The organism is Streptomyces sp. NPDC001668, from assembly GCF_042893155.1.
Lineage (GTDB): Bacteria > Actinomycetota > Actinomycetes > Streptomycetales > Streptomycetaceae > Streptomyces.
In genome coordinates, this window is record NZ_JBIAUQ010000002.1 from 770859 (window position 1) to 792741 (window position 21883).

Consider the following 21883-nt stretch of genomic DNA (forward strand, 5'->3'; position numbering starts at 1 on the left):
CTGGCCCGGCCAGTACGGACCCCGTCGCTTTTCACGGGTGAGAGATCTCATGGAGGAGCGCGGCAACCTCCCGTGCCCCTCGGTCCTCGCCCACCGTGCCCGACCGGGAATCAGGCCGGCTGCCCGCTGCGTTCGGCCGACAGTCCCTCTTGCGCCTCTGCTTCGTTCAGGAGACCTCTCCATGTCAGAGCTCGAGATCGATGCCGTCGTGTTCGACGTGCTCGGCACGCTCGTCGACGAACCCGCTGGCATCCGCGCCGGCATCCGTGAACTCGCCCCGTCGATCGACGATCCCGGGGTCGAGCGGCTTCTGTCGCTGTGGCAGCAGCACATCGACCGCGAGCAACGCCGCATCCTCGACGGCGTCCGGCCCTACCTCACCAGCGATGCCCTCGACCTGGAAGCCGCCCGGCTCGTCGCCGACGCCGCCGGAGTCGACGACCCGGCCGCCGTAGCGGCGCTGGCCCTGTCGAGTCGTAGGCTCCCGCCGTGGCCCGACACCGTGGCAGGGCTCGCCCGCCTCGCCGAACGGTTCCCGCTGATCGGACTCTCGAACGCGAGCCGGACGGCGCTGCTGGGCATCAACGCCCACGCCGGACTGCGCTGGCACCAGGCCCTGTCCGCGGAAGACGCCCGGACCTACAAGCCGGACCCAGCGGTCTACCGACTGGCCGTCACCGTCTCGGGACGGCCGCCGGAGCGGCTCCTGATGGTCGCCGCCCACGCCTGGGACCTGCGCGGAGCACAGCGCCTCGGCCTGCGCACCGCCTACGTCGCCCGCCCGGTCGGCGACCCGCCCACCCCCTCGGACGGGTTCGACCTGCACGCCGACGACCTGACCGGCCTGGCCGACCGGCTCGACCATGCCCAGGGGCGTATCCGGCGGCCCTAAGCGCGCCGTGACCCGGTGCTGTGCGCGGCGGCCGGGGCGGCGGTACGGGCGGTGAGCTGGCCGACCATGACGCGGACGACGGTGACGATGTCGGGGTCGTCGACGTAGTAGATCTGCCGGCGGCCCTCGCGGCGGGAACGGACCAGCCCGGCGAGTTTCAGTTTCGCCAGGTGCTGGCTGACCGCGGGCAGCGCCCCGCCGACCCGGTCGGCGAGGTGGGTGACGTCGCTCTCCCCCTGGGACAGGGCCCACATGATGTGGAGCCGGGCGGAGGAGGCGAGGAGTCCGAACACGGCGGCCGCCTCGGTCAGCACCTCGTCGGACGGATCCTCGAAGCCACCGGCCAGTGTCGCCACGATCCCCTCCTGTCCCGCCCCCGTCACCGTCGACGCACGCGTGCTGTCTCAGTGTAAGGGGGGTGGGGCGGACCCCACGAGGGCGCCTCCACTTCGTTGATTGCGCAATGTAATAAGTGCGTGAAAGAACATCGACGACTTGTCACCAGCGACCGGCGGACCATTGTCCGACCGCCCTCAGTCCATAGGCTTGCGCAATCAGGCAACCGAAGTGTCGGGGCCCGGCGGACTCCGCCCGGCCCCGATCCGACTGGAGGACTACAACGTGGGCATCATCGGCTGGATCATCCTGGGTCTGCTCGCCGGAGCCATCGCCAAGATCCTGCTGCCCGGCCGCGACCCGGGCGGCCTGATCGGCACCACCCTCATCGGGGTCGCGGGAGCGTTCGTCGGCGGCTGGCTCTCCGCGCGCTTCCTCGACCGCCCGGTGCAGAGCCACTTCTTCGACCTCTACACCTGGGGCGCGGCGATCGGCGGCTCGCTGGTGCTGCTGATCGGCTACCGCCTGCTGTTCGGCAACTCGAGGAACTGACAGCGCGGGTACGGCACTTCGCGCGGCGGGACAGCCCCGGTACTCGTGCTCGGCGGCGGCCGGGCAGGCAAACCTCCAGCCACAGTGCCTGGTTCACCACACGGATGAACGCGTCCCTCCTCGCTCAGCGAGACATCAGTCTCAACCCAAAGCAATGGCCAAGGCTGTGGAGTGTGTGGCCGTTCGGCGGGCACCCGTGCGTCACCAACTACGGATGGGGTGACACCGCATGGAGATCTCAGGCGTGATCAGCGCGATTGTCATCGGCATCGTGATCGGCGTGCTGGGCCGTCTCGTGGTCCCCGGGCGCCAACACATCGGCATGCTGTGGACGATTCTGATCGGTATCGTCGCCGCCTTCATCGGCACGGGCATCGCGGCAGGCCTCGATGTCGCCGACACCAAAGGCGTCGACTGGGTCGAGTGGCTGATACAGATCGCCGTGGCCGCGCTCGGGGTGGCCGCGCTCAGCAAGGTGAAGGTGCGCCACTGACGGACCGCCACGTCCGGAAGCCCACACGTCAACTCGTCGTCGCCCCTCGGGGTCGCACTGCTCGGCGCGACCCCGAGGGGCGACGCTCACCATCCGCTCACCCGTCGGGCCCTGAGTTGGCAGCCGAGGACTGATCACAGAGCGTTCCGAACCATCGTCCGCCCATGGTTCCACCCTCGTCGGCCTTTCTCCGGAACCCGGCATCTCCTGAACCGGGTAGCGTCCGCCCGCCGGCCGGGTGTCACGATCAAGGACAGCAGGCGGCAGCGGCCGTCGGCGCTCAGATGGAGTTTGACGGTGAGCCCGCCGCGTGAGCCGGGCCGCTTCCACCGCCGCCATGGGCTCAGCGGCCCCAGCGCAGCGCGGCCGTCTGCACGGGCGCGTCCCACAGCCGCAGCATCTCCTCGTCGGCCCGGCAGAGTGTCACCGAGCAACCCGCCATGTCCAGCGACGTGACGTAGCTGCCCACGAGCGCCCGCGCCACCGGCACGCCGCGGGCCTCGAGCAGCCGGACCACCTCGGCGTGGAACCCGTACAGCTCCAGCAGCGGCGTCGCTCCCATCCCGTTGACCAGGGCCAGTACCGGCCCGTCGACCGGAGGCACCTCCCCCAGCTCCTCGAGTACGGCGCCCACCGCGACTTCCGCGATCTCTCGGGCCGGCATCATCGCACGCCGCTCTCGGCCCGGCTCGCCGTGGATCCCGACCCCAAGCTCCATCTCCCCGTCCGGCAGGTCGAAGGTCGGGCCTCCTTTCGCGGGAGTGCTGCAGGCGCTGAGCGCCACGCCGAAGCTGCGCGAGAACTCGTTGACGCGCCGGGCGATCGCGGCCACCTGCTCCAGCGGTGCGCCCTCCTCGGCGGCCGCCCCGGCGATCTTCTCCACGAACAGGGTCGCCCCGGTGCCCCGCCGCCCGGCCGTGTACAGGCTGTCGGTGACGGCGACGTCGTCGTCGACCAGGACACGCTCGACCCGGACGCCGTCCTCCTCGGCGAGCTCGGCGGCCATCTGGAAGTTCAGCACGTCCCCGGTGTAGTTCTTGACGACGAACAGCACGCCCTGCCCGGCCTCGACGGCGCGCACCGCGCGCAGCATCTGGTCCGGGACGGGCGAGGTGAACACGTCCCCGGGACACGCGGCCGACAGCATCCCGTACCCGACGAACCCGGCGTGCAGTGGCTCGTGCCCGGAACCGCCGCCGGACACCAGCCCGACCCGCCCGCCCTCTCGCGCGTCTCGCCGGACGACCACCCGCCGCTCCACGTCCACGTTGAGCTCCGGGTGGGCGGCAGCCACCCCCCGCAGGGCATCGACGACCACGGTCTCCGGACTGTTGATCAGCATCTTCATGGGACCTCCCGGGTGGAACCGGCGGCCGACCCTCTGCCCAGTGACCTCACGGAGCTCAGGCATCGCCGGTGACCGGCGGGCGCATTCGCGATCGCACGCCCCACGAACAGTGTGCCGTCACGCGGTGGACATCCGCGATGCGTGCTCGCTGTCGCCGGCGTGCCAGGACGGGGGTGCGGCCAGTCCGGTCCAGGCGGCCAGGGCGCCGCCGTCTACGCAGACATGCCGCACATGGCGGCGTACTCCTCGGCGGGTGTGGCGGCGGAGCTGGTGGTGATCCTCCCCAGCCTTGCCAACTCCCTGCAGCCCGTCCTCCACCAGCACAAACTGCCTGCATCCTCATCGACGTCGGTGACGGCACCGCGTTCCCGTCGGCCGCCCATCTCGCCGCATACGCGGGCCTCGCCCCGGCAACAAAGAGGTCGACCCCCTCGATCCGCTGTGAACAGCCCTCCCGGCGAGGAAACAAGCAGCCCAAACGGGCCTTCTTCCTCTCCTCGTTCGCCGCCCTGGCCGATCCCGCCTCCCGCACCTACTACGACAAGAAGTTCGCTCAGGGAAAGCACCACACCCAGGCCATCCTCTGCCTCGCAACGCGACGAGCCGACGTGCTCTTCGCGATGTTCCGCGACGGCACCAAATGTCCTGCTGGCGGGCGGACTTCCGTCTCCTCCCTGGCCGGGCAAGCGAGCAGTGTCGCCCCGCGCGCGTATGGCTCTGGCCGGTCCTACAATCATTTCTGGAGGACTCGGGGCAGTCGACGGCCGACCCTTGGGCCGGCGGGAAGCGGGCACCCATGGCTGAGCGACTCAAGAGATCAGGGCTGGTCGGCGAGCTTTCAGCGGAATTCGCCGGCACGATGATCCTCATCCTCTTCGGTTGTGGCGTGGTGGCTCAGGTGGTCGCCGGCGGGGCTCTCACGACTCCGCCGGGCGGCTTGGGAAACCACGACAGCATCGCCTGGGCCTGGGGCCTCGGCGTCACCCTGGGGGTGTACGTCGCGGCGAGGCTGAGCGGTGCGCACCTCAATCCCGCGGTGACCCTCGCGCTGGCGGCGTTCAAGGGGTTCCCGTGGAGCAAAGTGGCCCCCTACGCGCTGGCCCAGACAGCCGGCGCGTTCGTGGCAGCCCTGATCGTCCGGTGGAACTACACCGAGGCGCTGGCGAAAGCGGACCCCACCCACACGATCAAGACGCAGGGCGTCTTCTCCACGCTGCCTGCCAACGGAAACCCGAACCTGCCGGTCCACGAATGGGGCGCATTCCGCGACCAGGTCATCGGCACCGCGATCCTGCTGCTGCTGATCCTGGCGGTCACGGACCTGCTCAACACGCCCCCAGGCGCCAACCTGGCGCCGTTCATCGTGGGTCTGATCGTCGTGGCCATCGGTATGGCCTGGGGCACCAACGCGGGGTACGCGATCAACCCGGCGCGCGACTTCGGTCCCCGGCTGGCCAGCTTCCTCACCGGGTACGGCGGAGCGTGGCGAGATCAGTACGGGAACTTCTACTTCTGGGTGCCGATCGTCGGTCCGGTGATCGGCGGTCTGCTGGGAGCGGGCCTGTACAAGGTCTTCATCGGCCGGTTCCTGCCGACCGCCGAGCCGGAGCCCCCCGGACGGGTCCCGGCCCCGGACGAAAGCTGACACGAGAGCTGACCGGCTCCCGGGGTTGCCCTGATCCGGCTGCCCCGGGAGAGCCCAAGGAGAGGCGGCATCCCATGGCGGACTTCGTCGGCGCGGTGGACCAGGGGACCACCAGCACCCGTTTCATGATCTTCGACCATGCCGGCAACGAGGTGGCGAGGCACCAGCTGGAGCACTCACAGATCCTCCCGCGCTCGGGGTGGGTCGAACACGACCCGGTGGAGATCTGGGAGCGCACCAACTCGGTGATCCAGAACGCCCTCCGGCACGGAAACCTCTCGCCGGAGGACCTGGCGGCCATCGGTATCACCAACCAACGGGAGACGACCGTCGTCTGGGACCCGCGCAACGGCCGCCCCTACTACAACGCCATCGTCTGGCAGGACACCCGTACCGACTCCATCGCGGCGGCGCTGGACCGCTCTGGCCAGGGTGACGTCATCCGCCGCAAGGCAGGGCTGCCGCCGGCCACGTACTTCTCCGGCGGCAAGATCCAGTGGATCCTGGAGAACGTCGACGGAGTCCGCGAGGCGGCCGAGCAGGGCCATGCCCTCTTCGGCAACACCGACGCCTGGGTGCTGTGGAACCTCACCGGCGGCCCCGACGGTGGCGTCCACGCCACCGACGTGACCAATGCCAGCCGCACCATGCTGATGGACCTGGAGACCCTCGACTGGGACGACGAGCTGCTGGGCTTCTTCGGCGTTCCCCGGGCGATGCTGCCGACCATCAGCCCGTCCTCCCACCGGGAGGCGTTCGGACAGACCCGTACGTCCCGGCCGCTGCGGGCCGCCATCCCCATCACCGGGGTGCTCGGCGACCAGCAGGCAGCCACCGTCGGGCAGGTCTGCTACGCGCCGGGCGAAGCCAAGAACACCTACGGCACCGGCAACTTCCTGGTGCTCAACACCGGCACGGAACTGGTGCGGTCCCAGCACGGCCTCCTGACCACCGTGGCGTACCAGTTCGGCGACAGCCCGGCGATCTACGCGCTCGAAGGCTCCATCGCCGTCACCGGCTCCGCGGTGCAATGGCTGCGCGACCAGCTGAAGATCATCAATGACGCCGCCGAGAGCGAACGCCTGGCGCGTACCGTCGAGGACAACGGCGGGATCTACTTCGTCCCCGCCTTCTCCGGCCTGTTCGCCCCTTACTGGCGTTCCGACGCCCGCGGCGCGATCGTCGGCCTCGCCCGGTACAACGACGGTGGCCACCTGGCGCGGGCCGCCCTGGAAGCCATCTGCTACCAGAGCCGGGACGTGGTGGAGGCCATGGAGCAGGACTCCGGCGTCCACCTCGACGTGCTCAAGGTCGACGGCGGCGTGACGGCCAACGACCTGTGCATGCAGATCCAGGCCGACGTCCTCGGCGTTCCGGTCAGCCGCCCGGTCGTCGCCGAGACCACCGCGCTCGGCGCCGCCTACGCCGCCGGTCTGGCCACCGGTTTCTGGCGGGACACGGACGAACTGCGCACCCACTGGCAGGAGTCCAAGCGCTGGGAACCCCAGTGGTCCGAGGAACAGCGCGCGGAAGGATACGCGGGCTGGAAGAAGGCGGTGGAGCGCACGCTCGACTGGGCCAAGGTCGAATAGGTCCCGGCCGGGAGCGACCGAACGGGGCCGCGCGAGCCGCGTGCGCGGCCCCCACCCGCACCCGCTGCACGAGGAGGACACCATGGCGAACGCGGTGGCTCTCTCGCCCGGGGCTCGCGCGGAGGCCCTCGTCCGACTGGGAGAGGGTGAGCTCGACGTCCTCGTCGTCGGGGGCGGCGTCGTCGGTGCCGGCGCGGCCCTGGACGCCGCCACCCGGGGCCTGAGAGTCGGCCTGGTCGAAGCCCGGGACTGGGCCTCGGGCACGTCCAGCCGCTCCAGCAAGCTCATCCACGGCGGCCTGCGCTACCTGGAGATGCTGGACTTCCGGCTCGTCGCCGAAGCCCTGAAGGAACGCGGACTCCTGCTTCAGTTCCTGGCCCCTCATCTGGTGCGTCCGGTGCCGTTCCTCTACCCCCTGCGACACCGGATCCGGGAGCGTCCTTACGTCGGCGCGGGTGTGCTGCTGTACGACACCATGGCCGCGGCCTCCGGTACCTCCAGAGGGCTGCCCCACCACCGCCACCTGCTCAAGCGCCGAGCCCTGCACGAGGCGCCCGCGCTGCGCTCCGACGCCCTGGTCGGCGCGATCCAGTACTGGGACGCCCAGGTCGACGACGCCCGGCACACCATGTTCCTCGTCCGCACGGCCGTCGCCTACGGAGCGCTGGCCGCCAACCGCACCCGTGTCAGCCGCTTCCTGCGGCAGGGCGAGCGGGTGGTGGGAGCCGCTGTCACGGATCTGGAGACCGGCGACGAGACAGAAGTGCGAGCCAAGCAGGTCATCAACGCGACGGGCGTGTGGACCGACGACACCCAGGCCCTCGCCGGTACGCGCGGCCAGTTCCACGTCCGCGCCTCCAAGGGCGTACACCTGCTGGTCCCCCGTGACCGGATCAACTCCCGCACCGGGCTGATCCTCCGCACCGAGAAGAGCGTGCTGTTCGTCATCCCCTGGGGACGACACTGGATCATCGGGACCACCGACACCGACTGGACACTTGACAAGGCCCATCCCGCCCTCAGCTCCAAGGACGTCACCTACCTGCTGGACCACGTCAACAGCGTCCTGACCACGCCTTTGGTTCCGGAGGATGTCGAAGGCGTCTACGCCGGTCTGCGTCCCCTCCTGTCCGGCGAGGCCGCGGAAACCAGCAAACTGTCACGGGAGCACCTGGTCGCCCACCCGGTACCCGGGCTCGTGGTGGTGGCCGGCGGCAAGTACACGACCTATCGGGTGATGGCCAAGGACGCGGTCGACGAGGCGACCCGCGGCCTGGACGAGAAAGTGCCCGACTGCGTCACGCACCGCGTTCCGCTGCTCGGCGCCGACGGCTATCCGGCTCTCTGGAACTCCCGCCACAACCTCGCCGAGCGCTCCGGTCTGCATGTCGCCCGCGTCGAGCACCTGTTGAACCGCTACGGCTCCCTGGTGCACGAGCTGCTCGCCATGGTCGAAGCCGACTCCTCGCTCGGCGAGCCGTTGCCGAGCTCCGACGACTATCTGAGGGTCGAGGCCGTGTACGCGGTGACCCATGAGGGTGCCCGCCACCTGGAGGACGTGCTCGCCCGACGTACTCGGATCTCCATCGAGTCCTGGGACCGTGGTGTGGACGCGGCGCAGACCGTCGTGGAACTGATGGCGCCTCACCTGGGATGGGACCAAGCGCACCGGGACCGTGAGGTCAACCACTACCTGAAGCGGGTGGCCGCCGAACGCGAGGCCCAGCAGCAGCCGGACGACCAGACCGCCGACGCGGTACGGCTCGGCGCCCCCGACATCATCCCGGTGCACTGAGCAGGGTCGGACCTCAACCGCCTTTCCACGAGCAGGCATGGTGGCCGCACGCATAGCAAACCCTCGAACTATGTAGCCCCGGCACATGTGCGCCTGTCTTGCGACTTCCTACGGTGTGGCGACACCCCAACCTCCCCGTCACACCCCAGGAAGTGGTGCCGATGTCGTCGCCCGCAACCGCTCCACCGGCCCCGAACAACCTCAAGCGCATCGTCGCCGCCAGCCTCATCGGCACCACCATCGAGTGGTACGACAACTCATTCGATCGGGGCTAGGAACTGCGGGTTTGACTGATCTCGGGCGTTCGAGTCAGCACCGAACCAGCACCAGGATCTCCCCGTGCTAGTACAGACCCACCAGACGATCCAGGACGCACCTGCGACGCGCTCCAGCCAACCTCGGCCAGCGGTAACAGACCGTATTCATAGGGCGGCGGTCGCTGATGCAGTCAGTCTCCCCTTGGGCGTGTCCAACGCACTGTCGTTCTACCTTTCCGCGGCCAAGGTTCACTCGATCTAGCTGCCCTCGACCGCGAACAGCGAGGCCTCGCCACGTGTCGTGTGTCCCGCCCTCAGCAAGGGGACACGCTCTCGTGCAGTGCTTCGAACTGCAGCGGCAGAACAAGCTGGGTCTTGAGGCTGAGTACGTCATCCATGACCGACCTCAAGCGCTCAGGAGCGTCAGGCAGGACGTGCGCATAAGTCTGGTAGGTCGTGCGCGGATCACTGTGACCGAGCCATACCGCCATGTCCGTCGCGGGTACACCCTCGGCAAGGCCGGCCGAAGCGAAGAAGTGCCGCAGCGAAAGTAGCGTGATCTTCCGAGAGGCGCCCGCGGCCTTCCTGGCCGCGTTCCAGAGCCGATGCACCAGCACGTACATCAGGATGCTCGTTCGCCGGATGTTGGCGAACAAGTAGTCCCCGGGCATGCGGTTCGGCGAAGCCGGGCAGCACCATGCTGTCCGCGCTGGCGCAACACGCTGATGATGTGAGGCAGCAAGACGGCGGACGCGGTCCTCGCCCTCTCCAACCAGCCCGACTACCTGGGCCTGTTATCCCCTCGCCCCAGCCCAGAGGTGGGCCCGGACCTGATCAAACGAGGTCGGCGTGCCAAGCAGTGTTGCGGGTCAGGTATCGGTAGCCAACCCACTCCTGTGCCAGACGCTGACCAGCGACCAGGAGGCCGACCGCCTTCGCCCGGTGCGCCACAGGCATCCACTCGACCAAAACACGAGCCTCCACCGCATCGATGGCCTTCTCCTTCGCACCACGTGCGCGTCCGAGTTCCAGTAGCGCGCCGTAAAGTCGCTCAGTGGGCTGGACCGTTGGAAGGCCCCGCTCGCTGGCCGTCTTGGATGCCGCGCACGGGATGCGGATCCCGCTGAGATCGAGGTCGCCGAAGTAGCGGATCTCCGTGATGCGGTGTTTGGCCGCGAGTGTGTTGACCGATGCACGGAATGTGCCGCCGAGCCCCCAGGCGACGTACCCCAGCCGGTGGTTGTCGGGGAGACTGTGCACGAGAGACCACCAGGTGGCCGAGTTCTCGACTACGAGCAGGATGTCGCCGCCGCCCACACGTTGGTAGTAGCCGTCCCCGATTTCGGTCAGGAACGTCTCTGTAAGCAGCGGCGGATGCGTCGTGAAAGTACGCAGCGTCGTGTGCAGCCGGTCGGAGTCGCCGAAGATCGGCCCCGAGCGCAGGGTGTCGAAGGTCTTTTCCGGCATGGGAAAATCTGCTTCGCTCCCGTACGTTCCGAAGATCTCCAGAGCCCGCTCCCGAAGCGGCACAGGGAAAAAGTCCGGATCGCTCATCAGCCAATGGTTGACGGCGACGTACGCGGAGCGCTGCTTCGAGGTAGCCGTCGGCCACTCCCGGGCGAGCCGATAGAGATCGGGGTGCCAATGCGGCATAGGTGGTGCCGGGGGTCGCGGGGGTGCGGTGGCGCAGAGCCAGATCTTGAGAGGCAGGGACACTTTGTCCCGGGTGCGTTGTTTCATCTGCTCGATCAGGCCTTGCTCTTCGAGTTCGTCCAACAGCCTCGACATGAGCAAGGGTTCGAATTCGCCGTCCGGATTGCGGTTGTTCACCTTTCGGAATGCGATCCAGATGTCGTCCAGCACAACGCGCGTCCTGCGTGCGCCGTTCCAGCCCGCCTCGGTGGCACTGGCTCTCAGGTGCCGGATGAACTCACTCTGCCTGTGTTTCACGGATGTGTTCGTCCTCCGCCTCTCGCTTGAAGATTCTGGTGGTGGTGACGTTGCCCGTGCCGTCCGGCTCTGCCAACTCGTCAAGCGCCTCCTGGACCCGCTCGGTCACAGTCAGGTACTTGCGCCCCGCCCGGAGATCGGCGTCGTTGCGTAACCTCAGGATGAGAGGGAAGCGCTTCAGCGTGCCGTCGTCGGACAGCCCTGTGGTGTAGATGAGTTGCACGCCCAGTGCCTCGGCGACCTTGCGTTGGAGGGCGAGCAGATAGTCCGCGTTGGCTCGGCCGATCGGGTTGTCCAGGAACAGGACACCAGAGTGCGGGTCCCTCTCCCTCCCCCGGTTGCTCGCCCGCAGGGCGGCCATGGTGCAGTACAGGAGGATGGCCGCCGTAAGGTGCTGCCCGCCCGAGAAGACATCCTTGATTTCGGAGACTCTGATGCGCTCGTTGCGCAGCACGGCGTCGGGCTTGAGCATGTCGATCCTGAACCCCCTGGGCACCGCTGCCCTCACCCCCGCGAGCAGCAACGACATCCCGTCCCTGCGCACAGACCGCCCGTCCGCAGTGCGGCCCTTCGCCGCCTCGTCGATGACCTCCCCAATGTGCAGGTGCGCGATGTCGTCCTGCGCCGGGGTGAAGCGGAAGCGGAGGAATTCCTGAGCGGCCCAGTCGTCCAGGCTCGCCGGCAGCCGCGACATCCGCTGTGCCTGGCGCAACAGGGCCAACGCCTTGTCGACCTGTGCCTTGAGGTTCCGCACGATCAACGTGCGGTGCCGCTCCGTCTGGTCGATCTCCTCGTTCAGGGCGCGCAGGCGCGGCCTGAGAGCGTCGGACCACTCCGTGGCACGGATCGCCACTGCTTCCCAACCCGCGATACGAATCTGTGTCTGCACCCTAACGTGCAGGTCTTTGAAATCCTCGGCGCCGGCGTGGTGTGTGAGCCTCTCCGTTGCCGTGCGTAGGGTCTGTTCGTCGGTGTGGGCATTCGCTTCGCGTGTCCTACGTTCCTTGGCCAGCCGGGTGGCAAGGTCCTGGGCAGCGTCCGCGTCCCCTTCGAAGGGCGCGATGTCGTCGGTCTCGTCGTCGCCCTCGGACACGTCCTTGGTGAATCCGTCGACGATGAACTGGAAGGCCTTGGCCGATGCCTCGGCACCGTCCAGTTGATGTCCGAGCCGGGTGTGCACCTCCTGTTGGTCCGCCGCCTCACGGGCGCTCGACGCCTGCTGTCGGCCGGCTTCCTCGACGGCTTCGGCGCAGGACTCGGTATCGGCTGGGTATTCAGCAAGCTCCACCTGAGTCGTCACGCGACCTTCGGCAGCTGTCAGTTCGTCCGCGCAGCGGGACGCGGCCACTGCCGCCTTGCGTGCCACGGTCTCGGCTTCCCGCACCGCCTGGTCCGCGCTCTCCAGAGCAGTCGCCCGTGCCGCTTCGTCGGAGCCCTCGGGGCTCTTCAGCAGTGCGGCCGCCCTGCCGCGGAGATCCTCGGAGAGCTTGAAGTAGCGTTGCTTCGCCTTGGCGGCGCGTTCGTTGGCTCGCTCACGCTCTTCCAACAGGTCGCTCCCGACCTGAACACGGAGATATCGTGCCGCGGCCTGGTCGTACGTGCTCCGCAGCAAGGCTGTCGAGAGTTCGGGCACGGGGTCGGAACGGCGAACGTCCTCGCTCCCGGGGAGTTTGGCCCGTTCGTCGTTGACGATACGCAGGGTGCGTTGGTACTCATCGGCTCTGCGTTGGTGCTCTGTGACGAGCTTCTGGAGCTCGGCGGCCTCATCCTCTGCCTTCTCGGCGGCTTCCTGGCGCTCCCGCATCCTCTCCTTCTCGGACGCGGCCTGCTCCGTCCATTCCGGCAGGTGACCGTTACGGTCGGCGAGTACCTTGAGACGTTCGAGGCGTTTGGCGAGCGAGTCCCGAGTCTCACGTAGTGGTGGGAGCTCCTCCCTGATCTTCTGCCGCCGTTCCTGGAGCGTCTCAAGCGCTTCCTTGCGTTCGGTCACCCTTGCATCGGCGGCTGTGAGCTCCCGCACCACGCCCGCGTGTGTTTCCGTCAGTGCGATGATGCTGCCTTCTGGGTAACGCGTCCGCCAGTCCGTAAGAGCGTAGGTCAGATTGCCGTCCCGCTCGATGCGGGCCGACAACTCCTCGCCTCGGGCGGTGCGTACGGCGTGCCGAGCATCGATCGCCTCGTGCTCGGCGGCCGCGGCGTCCACGTCGTAGAGGGCGGGGTGGGGCGGGATCACCACCTCGACGCCGTCTGTCAGTTCAGCCTCAGGGTCAGTGAAGGTCCTGGTTGTCGCAACCGACACGAAGACAGTCGGTTGGGGACGCAGTGCAGTGAGTACGTCCCGGGCCCGGTCGATGTCGTCAGGATCGTGGAGGAGGATACCCGCGGCCAGATGCGGCAGTCGCTCCACGATGTCTCGTCGCCGGTTAGTATCGGGGATGGCGGCGAGGTAGCGCCATCCCGGGACCGCGACCACTTTGGCGTCTTCAAGAGCCTTACAGGCGTCGGAGACCACTTGGGCGGGCGGCAAGAGGTCGCCCGCAGCCAGAGCGAGACGTGCCTGTTCGTCGATGGACTCGGCGACCCTCAGCTCGGTCCGTTCTCGTTCGGCCTCACCGCGTGCGGTGTTCAACGCCTCCAAGAGCGAGGCGACGTCACGTTCAAGGTCGATGTCCGGCACGTCGAGGAGCGTCACGAGGAGGGGGTTCGTCTCCAAGCGCGCTGTTTGGGTCCGGGCCTCGTCCAGGCGGGCGGAGAGCTGTTCACGACGCCCACGCAGGTCGCCCGCATCCGACTCGACCTTCCGCAACTCGTCCTGCGCGAGGGCCTCTCGGTCTGCGAGTTCCGCCCATTCTCGTTCCAGGTCTGTGACACGCTGGGCTGTGTTGTCGCGTTCTTCCTGAACGGTCTCCACGGTCCGGGGCAGCGCGGCGGCGTCATGCAGCAGTCCGTCGGCGACAGCTGCTTCGATGTCCTCGCTCAGACGTGTGATCAGCTGGTCAAATCTAGCGGCCTCGCTTTCGGCCTTCGTGGCGTCCCGGTGCGCCGCGCGAGCACGTTCTTGTGCCGCGCTCTTCTCCTTCTCCCGCGCCGAGACCTGCTTCAGTTCGTCGGAGGCGATCTGCGCGGCATCGTCAGCCGTCGCCCACAGGCTGCGCGCCAGTCGGCGGGCTGCGACGTCGCGCTCTTCCAGTGCAGGACGCGCCTTCTCCTCCTCGGCGCCGATGAGTTCGGTCAATGTCTTGACCTGGGTGATGCTGTCCTCGTACTCATGCACGGTCGACGTCTCTCGCCACGCGTCGACGAGGTCTCGCGCCCCGGACAGTCCCTTCTCCCTCGCTGTCATCTCCCGCTGAGCACTCTGGTGCCTCAAGTCGGCCAAGTGGCGCCGAAGCTCGGCGATGATCGCCTTGGCGCGTTCAGCTTCACGGGTCAGCTCATCAAGTTCCTCTTGCGACTTGACGAGCTTTGCTCGCTGCCTAAGCACCACATCGTGCTCGTATTGCGCACGTACCAGAAGCCGTCTGCCCAGTTCCGCGAGGTCACGAGCGGCCTGCTCCGCTCGGCGCCGCGACAGCCGCGCGGCTTCGGCCTGTTCGACGATCGGGCCCAGGAGATCGAGCGCACCGGCGACGAACTCCCGCTCGGTGAGGAGCAATCCACGGCCTGCGAGCCGCTCCACATGTTCGGTGACCAGCGCCGCTAGGTCGTCCATCTCATCGGACTTGACGATCGCCCGTAGCAGAAAGTCGACGAACTTCACGTCCGAATCAAGCTTGAGCCAATTCGCCGCTTCACCTTCGTCGACATTCATCTCCCGCTGGTAGCGGAAGAGTTCGGGGTCGAGGTCAAGCAACTGCAGCCGATTCGTCCAGTCGCCTTGATGCCGTGTCCAGTACAGGGCCAGACTCTGGTCGGCCGCGTACGCCTCCTGGAGCTCGTCCCGGTATGTGTCCAGGGTGCGCGATTTCGTGCCGACCGCCATCGGGAGGGTGCCAAGGTTGATCTCGTCACTCGGCCGCAGGCAGTACCAGCGTTCGCGCAGATTGTCGGAGACTTCGGAGGCGACCTGGTTGCGCCATGCCAGCACCTTGCCGGTCAGCAGCAGTTCCCCGGTGAGCGGGTTCATCCATTCGAGGACGATGTGGGAGACGTCCTTCGGCATGACGAACTTCTCCACGACGCGCGTGTTGGTCGTGCCCACGGTGTGGCGACGTCCGGGAAGGACGACGGAGAAGACGAGCTTGAGCAGAACGGACTTGCCGCCCCCGTTCTCCAGCAGAATCAGGCTCGCGGGCGAGGGCCGGTGGGTCGTGGTGGCGGTGTCGAAGAGGGCTTCTTGCTCGACGCCCACCGGGCGTCCCGCGCCGCTGAGGTCCAGAGTGACGTCGTGGAAGCGGGCACCAGCCGGTCCGACTGTTCTCAACCGGACACGGGACAGCTCGTACATGGATACGGTTCTCCTAGTCGTACAGCGTCTCGGCGCGGGGGGTACGGAGTGTCCCGGTCCCAGTGATGGGAGGCAGCACCCCGAGTGCCGTCAGTTCCTCGTACGCGCGTGTGCTTGCAAGTTCGCGCACATGAACCTGGTAACGGTGGGTGGCCAGGAAGATCTTCTCCCCATCCTCGGAGTCGGCTCTGCCCTGGTGGAACATGCCGCGGTCGACAAGGTGCGCGAGGGCCCGGCTGATGAGAGTGCGGGTGGCCGATGCCCCTGATCGTCCGGCCTTGGTGGGGGCGACTTCGGGCCGACGCTCGTACGCCCGCCAGGCCTTCTCCAGTTCCAGGGCATCGGCCGGCGGATCCTGCGACTCCTCGCTCTCGGCGACGCGTTCCGCGAGCACACGACACACCGATCGCACCAGCCGGTCGATGGAAGACACCTGGACCTTGCCCTGATAACCGTCATCGGCCAAGTCCTCGGGCCGAGGGAAGGCCAGGGCCGCGACCGCCAGGTGCGTGATGCCGTACAGGATGCGTTCGGCCTCCCGGCTCTCCCGCATCCGCACCTGCCGGGCATACTGATCCATCCGAGTCTCGAAGGCAGACCCCGGCAGCGCGGTGTGCACCATGCCAGCGCGCGTGCTGACCGCGATGACCCTCAGCCCCATTCCCGCCGCGCACCGGGTGACGAGGGTCTCGAAGTCCGGATCCTCGGCGTAGCGCTTCACGAGTGCCGCGTAGGCACTGTCGCGCACAGGCCGGACCTTGGGCCTGAAGCCGTAGCCGATGAGCCTGCCCGCGGCCTCCGCGTCGTCGGCGATGGTCTCGATGGTCATGATCGTCCGTTGTTCCTCTCCAGACGGTCGGCGTCAAGAGCCGCTCGGTCGAACGCCGCTGACGTCAGCAACAGGTCGTCGCCCTCGAACCCTTGACTGTCCAAGGGGGTCCCTGCCGGTACGGCGAGCAGGACGCGGTCGGCTCCCTCGCTCAACGCCGCCCCCAGTTGCGGGCTGAAAGCCCGCAACGCCAACAAGACCAGTAGGTCGGGAAGTTCCGGATCGAGTGCGGCGGCCTCCTCCAGCAACTCGGACAAGGGCCGTGCCTCGTCAGCCAGATCGAGCAGGGACTCGGCCACGCGCTGCTGCTCGTCGGTGTACCCGCGCACTTCCACGACCGGGACGAGCTCCGGCTCCTCCTCCTCGCCCGTGAACCGGGTTCGTTCGGGTGACGGAGCGAGCAACGCGGGAACTAGCGTGGCCAGACAGAACTGGTCATCCACCGTCGGCCCCACTGACTGCTCGTAGAAGGGCCGCAACGGGCGGGAGGCATCGACCAGCGTGAGCCCGAGAACCGGTTGAAGGAGGTCGCCGTACACGTCCACCGGAGCTCTGAGGGCAGTGCCGGAGAACTGTTGACGGTCTTGTTCATCGAGGAACAGCGTGCGAGCGCCGCGCAAACGGGTCTGCAGCCGGGTGTGCCGACGAATGCAGTCCTCCACGATGTCGACGAGGTCGGCGGCCTGCCTCCTGCGGACCGGGTCCTCGGACTGGTCACGCTCGGTGGAAACGGACCGGGCGATCGCGGACTCTTCCTCAAGACGGTGGTCGACGTGGTCCAGAGCCTCGTTGAGGAGGTCTGGTATCTCGTCCGTCCAGTCGACCGTTGTCACATTCCGGCTCGTGGCGTCGAGTTGGGCCCGAATGATCTCCGCGTATTGAATGGTGCGGATACGAGCCTGCTCAGCTACGGCCTTCGCGTCGGCCAACCGCCCCCTGCCGATGAGGTTGCGCAACCTCACTTCGGCGGCGATCTGAGCCGATTCCACATCGGTGTCCAACGCACCGACCAGAACGTTCAACGCCTCGTTGGAAGCACGCAGATACAGGTCCCCGTTACTGTCCGAACGCTCTTCGATCAGCTTGAAGTCCCACTTCCTCAGCGCATACGCGCCCGCGCCGTCCACCTCTCCGTAGTAGCGGCGGAAGCCTCTGTCCGTGTCCCGAACGTTGATCAGGGAGTCGAGCACCCATCCGGCGACCCGTGTGTGCTCGTCGGCCGGGCGGTCCGGCGCCTGCCAGCCAACGAAACCCGCAGCCCTGAGCAGGACCTGTTCGTGGTTCGCTCCAGTGTCGTAGTCCATCGCGACAGCCACGTGATCGATGATCTGCAGAGCCACCTCGGCCATCTGGTATTGAGCACCGTTCAACCAGGGCTGCTTCGCCTTGCGAATGTCGAGGTCGTGCAAGGGCGCCGTGCAGGCCAGGGCCTTCAGCCTGCGTGTGAGCCCCTCGTCGGCCCATAGGCTTCGAGCGCCCCCGTGATCGTTCATGGCGTCACTAGACATGCTGGAAGCCGCGGGTGCCACCCGATCCACACGACCTGGCGAGAATCGTGGAGGTGCCCCCTCGCTCACGACCCGACAGTAACTTCTGACCCTATGGGCTCATTTACTGCGGATTTCCTCACCACGAGCCCTCATACTTGCCCATCACCACCCAGACAGCACCTCAGCAAATTGACCGAATCACGACTTACCTGGAACTTGAGGTTTGACGTTCAGTCAAGATTGAGACCGGCCCTCACCTGCGTGTTCATCAGTTGGTATCCGGCCATGTCGGGTTCGGCGAACGTATTGGAGAAGACGGTGATGACGCGGCGGGAGCGGTCCCTGTGACCGTCCGCCGACACGACAAGCTTGGGAGGTGACCCGGTAGTGTGCACGCAGAAAGTGGCTTCCTGATGTGGTGACAGAAGCCCTAGACAAGCCTCATCATCCCAGCTCAGAAGGCACTTTCGCGTTTCCGATCAAGATCCGGACACCGCCGCAAGTGAAACGCGGAGGTTAGCCGACGCAGCGGGTACGACCACCTTCCGGGTCCCTCCCACCTCCTTGCCACTCGCTCACCGCCGACAGACGCAGCAGAGCGAACGCATGCGCCACGCGCAGGCAGGCCAGTCGCATCATCAGCACGACCGATCATGCCGCCGCGTCCGTAGGCAATCACGCCAGAGCACCGACCCGAGCTGCCAGCGTCGAGATCCCATATACCCCGCACATGGGGCCTTCCCCCGTGAAGGTGGGCACGCGGTTATTGATCACGCGGCGAGCGTGAGTTTAGTGGTGTGGTGTCGGTGTTCGTATTCGTTGGGGCTGAGGTGGCCGTTGGCGGAGTGCCGGCGGCGGGTGTTGTAGCGGGTCAGCCAGGCAAAGACGGTCCTGCGGCAGGTGTCGGTGTCGCCGTGGTCGTGGGTGCCCTGGAGGGTCTCGCGGCGTGTGGGACTGCAGCACCACGCTGCCCTCGGTCCAGGCCGCCGACCCACAACGGATCGGCCAGCATGGCCTGGAGATCGTCATGGCGGTGAGCCAGACCTTCTGTGTTCACCGGGAACCGGTGGGCAAGCGGATCGCCGCGGCCCTCCAGGTCGCCGACACCCCCGGCGGAGACGCCGCCGGACGCCAGGCCATGTGACATCAGACAGCGAAGCCCAGCGCCTGAACCAGCTGCTCCTCCCCTGGGACAGGGTGTCTCAGGCGCTGCGTGAGCGACGTGCCGCCGTCGCCGGTCACGGCTCGGCGCTCAGTAAGCCTGAACCCCGTGCCTCTCAAATCGCTCGCGAACGTTCTCGATCAGGTCGGGGTCGGGAACAGGGTTGTCGAGCAACGCGAAGGGGATGCCGAGGGCTTCGTACTTCGCGGCGCCGAGTTTGTGGAAGGGCAGCACGTCGACCCGCTCGAGCGCGCCGAGTCCCGCCACGAAGCCGGCCAGGGCCTCCACAGACTCAAGGTCGTCGGTCCAGCCCGGGACCAGGACGTACCGGATCCACATGGGGATGCCGAGGCGGTCGAGTCGGGTGGCGAAGTTGAGGGTGGGGGGCGAGTTCGCCGCCGGTCAGTTTCCGGTAGGTGGTGACGTCGAAGGACTTGATGTCGAGGAGCACCAGGTCGGTGTCGGCGAGGAGTTGGTCGGTGGCGCGGGCGCCGAGGAAGCCGGAGGTGTCGAGCGCGGTGTGCAGGCCGGGCCTCCTTGCAGCGGCGCAGGACCTCCGCGGTGAAGCAGCGGCTCGCCGTCGGTGAGGGTGACCCCGCCGCCGGCCGTGGTGACGAAGCCCTGGAACTTCCCGATCTCCGCCATCACCGCGTCGACGCTCATCTCCCGGCCGTCGGGCATGTGCCCGGTGTCCGGGTTGGCGCAGTACAGGCAGCGCAGTGGGCAGCCGGAAACGAAGAGGACAATCGGATCCCGGGGCCGTCCACGCCGGTGGACAGGTCCCAGGAGTGGATCCGGCCGGTGGTCGCGGTGCGCACGGTACTCACAGCGATCCGTGGAAGGTGCGGCTGATCACGTCGAGTTGCTGCTCGCGGGTCAGGCGGACGAAGTTGACCGCGTAGCCGGACACGCGGATGGTCAAGTCCGGGTATTTGTCCGGGTGTTCCATGGCGTCTTCGAGTGTGGCGCGGTCGAGGACGTTGACGTTCATGTGGAAGCCGCCGGCGGCCGTGTAGGCGTCGAGGAGGCCCACCAGGTGCCCGGCGCGCTCGTCGGGCGCGTGCCCCAGTCCCTCGGGCGTGATCGTCGTCGTCAGCGAGATCCCGTCACGGGCCTGCTCGTACGGCAGCTTCGCCACCGAGAGCGCGGAGGCGGCGACCCCGTGCCAGTCGCGGCCGTTCATCGGGTTGGCGCCGGGCGCGAAGGGCTGTCCGGCGAGGCGGCCGTCGGGGGTGTTGCCGGTGTGCTTGCCGTAGACGACGTTCGAGGTGATCGTCAGCACCGACTGGGTGTGCTCGGCACCCCGGTAGGTGGGGTACCGGCGCACCTTCTCCATGAAGGACTCGACGAGTCCTACGGCGATGCTGTCGGCGCGGTCGTCGTTGTTACCGTAGGCCGGGAAATCGCCCTCGGTGCGGAAGTCGACCGCGAGGCCGGTGGCATCCCGGAACACCTTCACCCGCGCGTACTTGACGGCGGACAGGCTGTCGGCGGCGACCGACAGACCTGCGATGCCGCAGGCCATGAAACGGTGCACGGGGTAGTCGTGCAGTGCCATCTCGATGCGCTCGTAGGCGTACTTGTCGTGCATGTAATGGATGACATTGAGCGCGTTGACGTACGTCCGGGCCAGCCAGTCCAGGACGTGGTCGTACGCCGCCGACAGCTCGTCGTAATCCAGGTACTCGCCGGTCAGCGGGGGTGTGGGGGTCGCGATCTGTTCGCCGGTCATCTCGTCCCGGCCGCCGTTGACCGCGTACAGCAGGGCCTTCGCGAGGTTGACCCGGGCGCCGAAGAACTGCATCTGCCTGCCGACCTGCATCGCCGAGACACAGCAGGCGATCGCTGTGTCGTCGCCGGTGCACGGGCGCATCAGCTCGTCCGACTCGTACTGGACGGCGCTGGTGTCGATCGACACCTGGGCGCAGAACTCCTTGAAGGCGCAGGGGAGTTGGGGTGACCACAGGACCGTCAGGTTGGGTTCGGGGGCGGGGCCGAGGTTGTAGAGGGTCTGGAGGAAGCGGTAGGAGGTGCGGGTGACGAGGGTACGGCCGTCGTCGCCCATGCCGCCGATGGACTCCGTCACCCAGGTCGGGTCGCCGGAGAACAGGGCGTCGTACTCGGGGGTGCGCAGGAACCGCACGATGCGCAGCTTGATCACGAAGTCGTCGATCAGTTCCTGGGCGCGGGACTCGTCCAACACGCCTTCGTTCAGGTCGCGTTGGAGGTAGACATCGAGAAAGGTGGAGGTGCGGCCGAGCGACATCGCGGCGCCGTTCTGCTCCTTCACGGCGGCCAGGTAGGCGAGGTAGAGCCACTGCACGGCCTCGTGGGCGGTGGCGGCGGGGCGCGAGACGTCGCAGCCGTACGTGGCCGCCATCCGCGTGAGCTCGCCCAACGCCCTTGTCTGTTCGGCGAGTTCCTCCCGGTCACGGATGACCTCGACGGAGGAGGCGCAGGCGTCGAGCAGGGCCCGCTCGGCCTTCTTGGCCTCGATCAGGCGGTCCGTGCCGTACAGCGCCACGCGCCGGTAGTCGCCGATGATCCGGCCGCGGCCGTAGGCGTCGGGCAGTCCGGTGATGATGCCGGCCTTGCGGGCGGCTCGCATTTCGGGGGTGTAGGCGTCGAAGACGCCGTCGTTGTGGGTCTTGCGGTAGGTGCCGAAGACGCGCGAGACGAAGGGGTCGGGCTCGTAGCCGTAGGCCTTCAGGCCGTTCTCGACCATGCGCAGGCCGCCGTTGGGCATGATCGCGCGCCTCAGCGGGGCGTCGGTCTGCAGGCCGACGATCAACTCCCTTTCGCGGTCGATGTATCCGGGCGCGTGCGAGGTGATCGTCGACGGGGTCGCCGTGTCGATGTCGAGGACGCCCTTGCGGCGCTCCTCCGGGAAGAGGGAACTGACCTTCTCCCACACGGCTCGCGTGCGGTCGGTGGGGCCGGCAAGGAAGGACGCGTCGCCTTCGTACGGGGTGTAGTTGGCCTGGATGAAGTCGCGTACGGCGACGCTTTCGCGCCAGGAGGTACCCGCGAAGCCGCGCCATGCCTCGGAGGCGCGCGTTCCAGCTACCACTGTCGTTGTCATCGCCGGTTCTCTC

The 21883-nt window shown here is 67.6% G+C and carries 15 protein-coding genes and 2 pseudogenes; 8 read left to right on the forward strand and 9 right to left on the reverse strand.

Annotated features, from left to right (window positions below; translation table 11 throughout):
• Positions 1-181: 181 nt before the first annotated feature.
• Positions 182-892: a haloacid dehalogenase type II gene (locus ACFYZ8_RS08985; RefSeq protein ID WP_388531105.1), complete on the forward strand. Its 711-nt coding sequence runs from the start codon at positions 182-184 to the stop codon at positions 890-892.
• Here the strand turns inward: ACFYZ8_RS08985 and ACFYZ8_RS08990 are convergent.
• Positions 889-1248, reverse strand: coding sequence for an ArsR/SmtB family transcription factor (locus ACFYZ8_RS08990; protein ID WP_388531102.1), 360 nt, complete (start codon positions 1246-1248; stop codon positions 889-891). The two genes, ACFYZ8_RS08985 and ACFYZ8_RS08990, sit on opposite strands and share 4 nt — an antisense overlap.
• Before the next feature lie 265 nt (positions 1249-1513).
• On the opposite strand from ACFYZ8_RS08990, the gene ACFYZ8_RS08995 reads away from it, so the two are divergent.
• Both ACFYZ8_RS08995 and ACFYZ8_RS09000 read left to right on the forward strand, forming a co-directional pair.
• Positions 1514-1780 (forward strand): GlsB/YeaQ/YmgE family stress response membrane protein, encoded by a 267-nt coding sequence (locus ACFYZ8_RS08995; RefSeq protein ID WP_351987573.1) that lies wholly within the window; start codon positions 1514-1516, stop codon positions 1778-1780.
• Positions 1781-2009: 229 nt separating this feature from the next.
• Positions 2010-2273, forward strand: a complete 264-nt coding sequence (locus ACFYZ8_RS09000; RefSeq protein ID WP_069758748.1) for a GlsB/YeaQ/YmgE family stress response membrane protein — start codon at positions 2010-2012, stop codon at positions 2271-2273.
• Between the two features lie 343 nt (positions 2274-2616).
• On the opposite strand, the gene dhaK is transcribed toward ACFYZ8_RS09000, so the two are convergent.
• The gene (gene dhaK, locus ACFYZ8_RS09005) at positions 2617-3621 is read right to left on the reverse strand and encodes a dihydroxyacetone kinase subunit DhaK (protein ID WP_359028574.1); all 1005 of its coding nucleotides are present in this window, start codon (positions 3619-3621) and stop codon (positions 2617-2619) included.
• A 323-nt stretch (positions 3622-3944) separates the two neighbouring features.
• On the opposite strand from dhaK, the pseudogene ACFYZ8_RS09010 reads away from it, so the two are divergent.
• From ACFYZ8_RS09010 to ACFYZ8_RS09025, 4 genes and pseudogenes are all read left to right on the forward strand, one after another.
• Positions 3945-4484: pseudogene (locus ACFYZ8_RS09010) on the forward strand (transposase); the annotation flags it as partial.
• A complete protein-coding gene (locus ACFYZ8_RS09015) occupies positions 4418-5266 on the forward strand; it encodes an MIP/aquaporin family protein (protein ID WP_359028573.1) in 849 nt (282 codons plus the stop codon). The pseudogene ACFYZ8_RS09010 and the gene ACFYZ8_RS09015, both read left to right, overlap by 67 nt.
• 74 nt (positions 5267-5340) lie before the next feature.
• Positions 5341-6858 (forward strand): glycerol kinase GlpK, encoded by a 1518-nt coding sequence (glpK, locus tag ACFYZ8_RS09020; protein WP_356591843.1) that lies wholly within the window; start codon positions 5341-5343, stop codon positions 6856-6858.
• A gap of 82 nt (positions 6859-6940) precedes the next feature.
• Positions 6941-8653 carry a glycerol-3-phosphate dehydrogenase/oxidase gene (locus ACFYZ8_RS09025; protein ID WP_388531097.1) on the forward strand — a complete coding sequence of 571 codons (1713 nt, stop codon included), beginning with the start codon at positions 6941-6943 and terminating at the stop codon, positions 8651-8653.
• Positions 8654-9224: 571 nt separating this feature from the next.
• Here the strand turns inward: ACFYZ8_RS09025 and ACFYZ8_RS09030 are convergent.
• From ACFYZ8_RS09030 to ACFYZ8_RS09050, 5 genes are all read right to left on the reverse strand, one after another.
• Positions 9225-9581 carry a tyrosine-type recombinase/integrase gene (locus ACFYZ8_RS09030; RefSeq protein WP_359028571.1) on the reverse strand — a complete coding sequence of 119 codons (357 nt, stop codon included), beginning with the start codon at positions 9579-9581 and terminating at the stop codon, positions 9225-9227.
• Positions 9582-9744: 163 nt separating this feature from the next.
• Positions 9745-10860 carry a hypothetical protein gene (locus tag ACFYZ8_RS09035; protein WP_389049769.1) on the reverse strand — a complete coding sequence of 372 codons (1116 nt, stop codon included), beginning with the start codon at positions 10858-10860 and terminating at the stop codon, positions 9745-9747.
• Positions 10841-15307 (reverse strand): hypothetical protein, encoded by a 4467-nt coding sequence (locus tag ACFYZ8_RS09040; RefSeq protein ID WP_388531092.1) that lies wholly within the window; start codon positions 15305-15307, stop codon positions 10841-10843. Before ACFYZ8_RS09040 ends, ACFYZ8_RS09035 begins: the two co-directional genes overlap by 20 nt.
• A 13-nt stretch (positions 15308-15320) precedes the next feature.
• Positions 15321-16136, reverse strand: coding sequence for a hypothetical protein (locus ACFYZ8_RS09045; protein ID WP_359028568.1), 816 nt, complete (start codon positions 16134-16136; stop codon positions 15321-15323).
• Positions 16133-17629: a hypothetical protein gene (locus ACFYZ8_RS09050; protein ID WP_388531089.1), complete on the reverse strand. Its 1497-nt coding sequence runs from the start codon at positions 17627-17629 to the stop codon at positions 16133-16135. Before ACFYZ8_RS09050 ends, ACFYZ8_RS09045 begins: the two co-directional genes overlap by 4 nt.
• 943 nt (positions 17630-18572) lie before the next feature.
• Here ACFYZ8_RS09050 and ACFYZ8_RS09055 point away from each other — a divergent pair.
• Positions 18573-18770: a hypothetical protein gene (locus ACFYZ8_RS09055; protein ID WP_388531086.1), complete on the forward strand. Its 198-nt coding sequence runs from the start codon at positions 18573-18575 to the stop codon at positions 18768-18770.
• Positions 18771-18878: 108 nt separating this feature from the next.
• On the opposite strand, the pseudogene pflA reads toward ACFYZ8_RS09055, so the two are convergent.
• Together pflA and pflB are read right to left on the reverse strand one after the other, a co-directional pair.
• Positions 18879-19615 (reverse strand): annotated as a pseudogene (pflA, locus tag ACFYZ8_RS09060) (pyruvate formate-lyase-activating protein).
• A complete protein-coding gene (gene pflB, locus ACFYZ8_RS09065) occupies positions 19612-21870 on the reverse strand; it encodes a formate C-acetyltransferase (protein WP_388531083.1) in 2259 nt (752 codons plus the stop codon). Before pflB ends, pflA begins: the two are co-directional and overlap by 4 nt.
• Between the last annotated feature and the right edge of the window lie 13 nt (positions 21871-21883).

Bases quoted from the DNA above. Each gene is read 5' to 3' on its own strand.
- ACFYZ8_RS09015 (WP_359028573.1), top strand. From the start codon at position 4,418: ATGGCTGAGCGACTCAAGAGATCAGGGCTGGTCGGCGAGCTTTCAGCG.
- ACFYZ8_RS09050 (WP_388531089.1), bottom strand. From the start codon at position 17,629: ATGAACGATCACGGGGGCGCTCGAAGCCTATGGGCCGACGAGGGGCTC.
- glpK (WP_356591843.1), top strand. From the start codon at position 5,341: ATGGCGGACTTCGTCGGCGCGGTGGACCAGGGGACCACCAGCACCCGT.
- ACFYZ8_RS09025 (WP_388531097.1), top strand. From the start codon at position 6,941: ATGGCGAACGCGGTGGCTCTCTCGCCCGGGGCTCGCGCGGAGGCCCTC.
- pflB (WP_388531083.1), bottom strand. From the start codon at position 21,870: ATGACAACGACAGTGGTAGCTGGAACGCGCGCCTCCGAGGCATGGCGC.
- ACFYZ8_RS09030 (WP_359028571.1), bottom strand. From the start codon at position 9,581: ATGCCCGGGGACTACTTGTTCGCCAACATCCGGCGAACGAGCATCCTG.
- ACFYZ8_RS08985 (WP_388531105.1), top strand. From the start codon at position 182: ATGTCAGAGCTCGAGATCGATGCCGTCGTGTTCGACGTGCTCGGCACG.
- ACFYZ8_RS09040 (WP_388531092.1), bottom strand. From the start codon at position 15,307: ATGTACGAGCTGTCCCGTGTCCGGTTGAGAACAGTCGGACCGGCTGGT.
- ACFYZ8_RS09045 (WP_359028568.1), bottom strand. From the start codon at position 16,136: ATGACCATCGAGACCATCGCCGACGACGCGGAGGCCGCGGGCAGGCTC.
- ACFYZ8_RS09000 (WP_069758748.1), top strand. From the start codon at position 2,010: ATGGAGATCTCAGGCGTGATCAGCGCGATTGTCATCGGCATCGTGATC.
- dhaK (WP_359028574.1), bottom strand. From the start codon at position 3,621: ATGAAGATGCTGATCAACAGTCCGGAGACCGTGGTCGTCGATGCCCTG.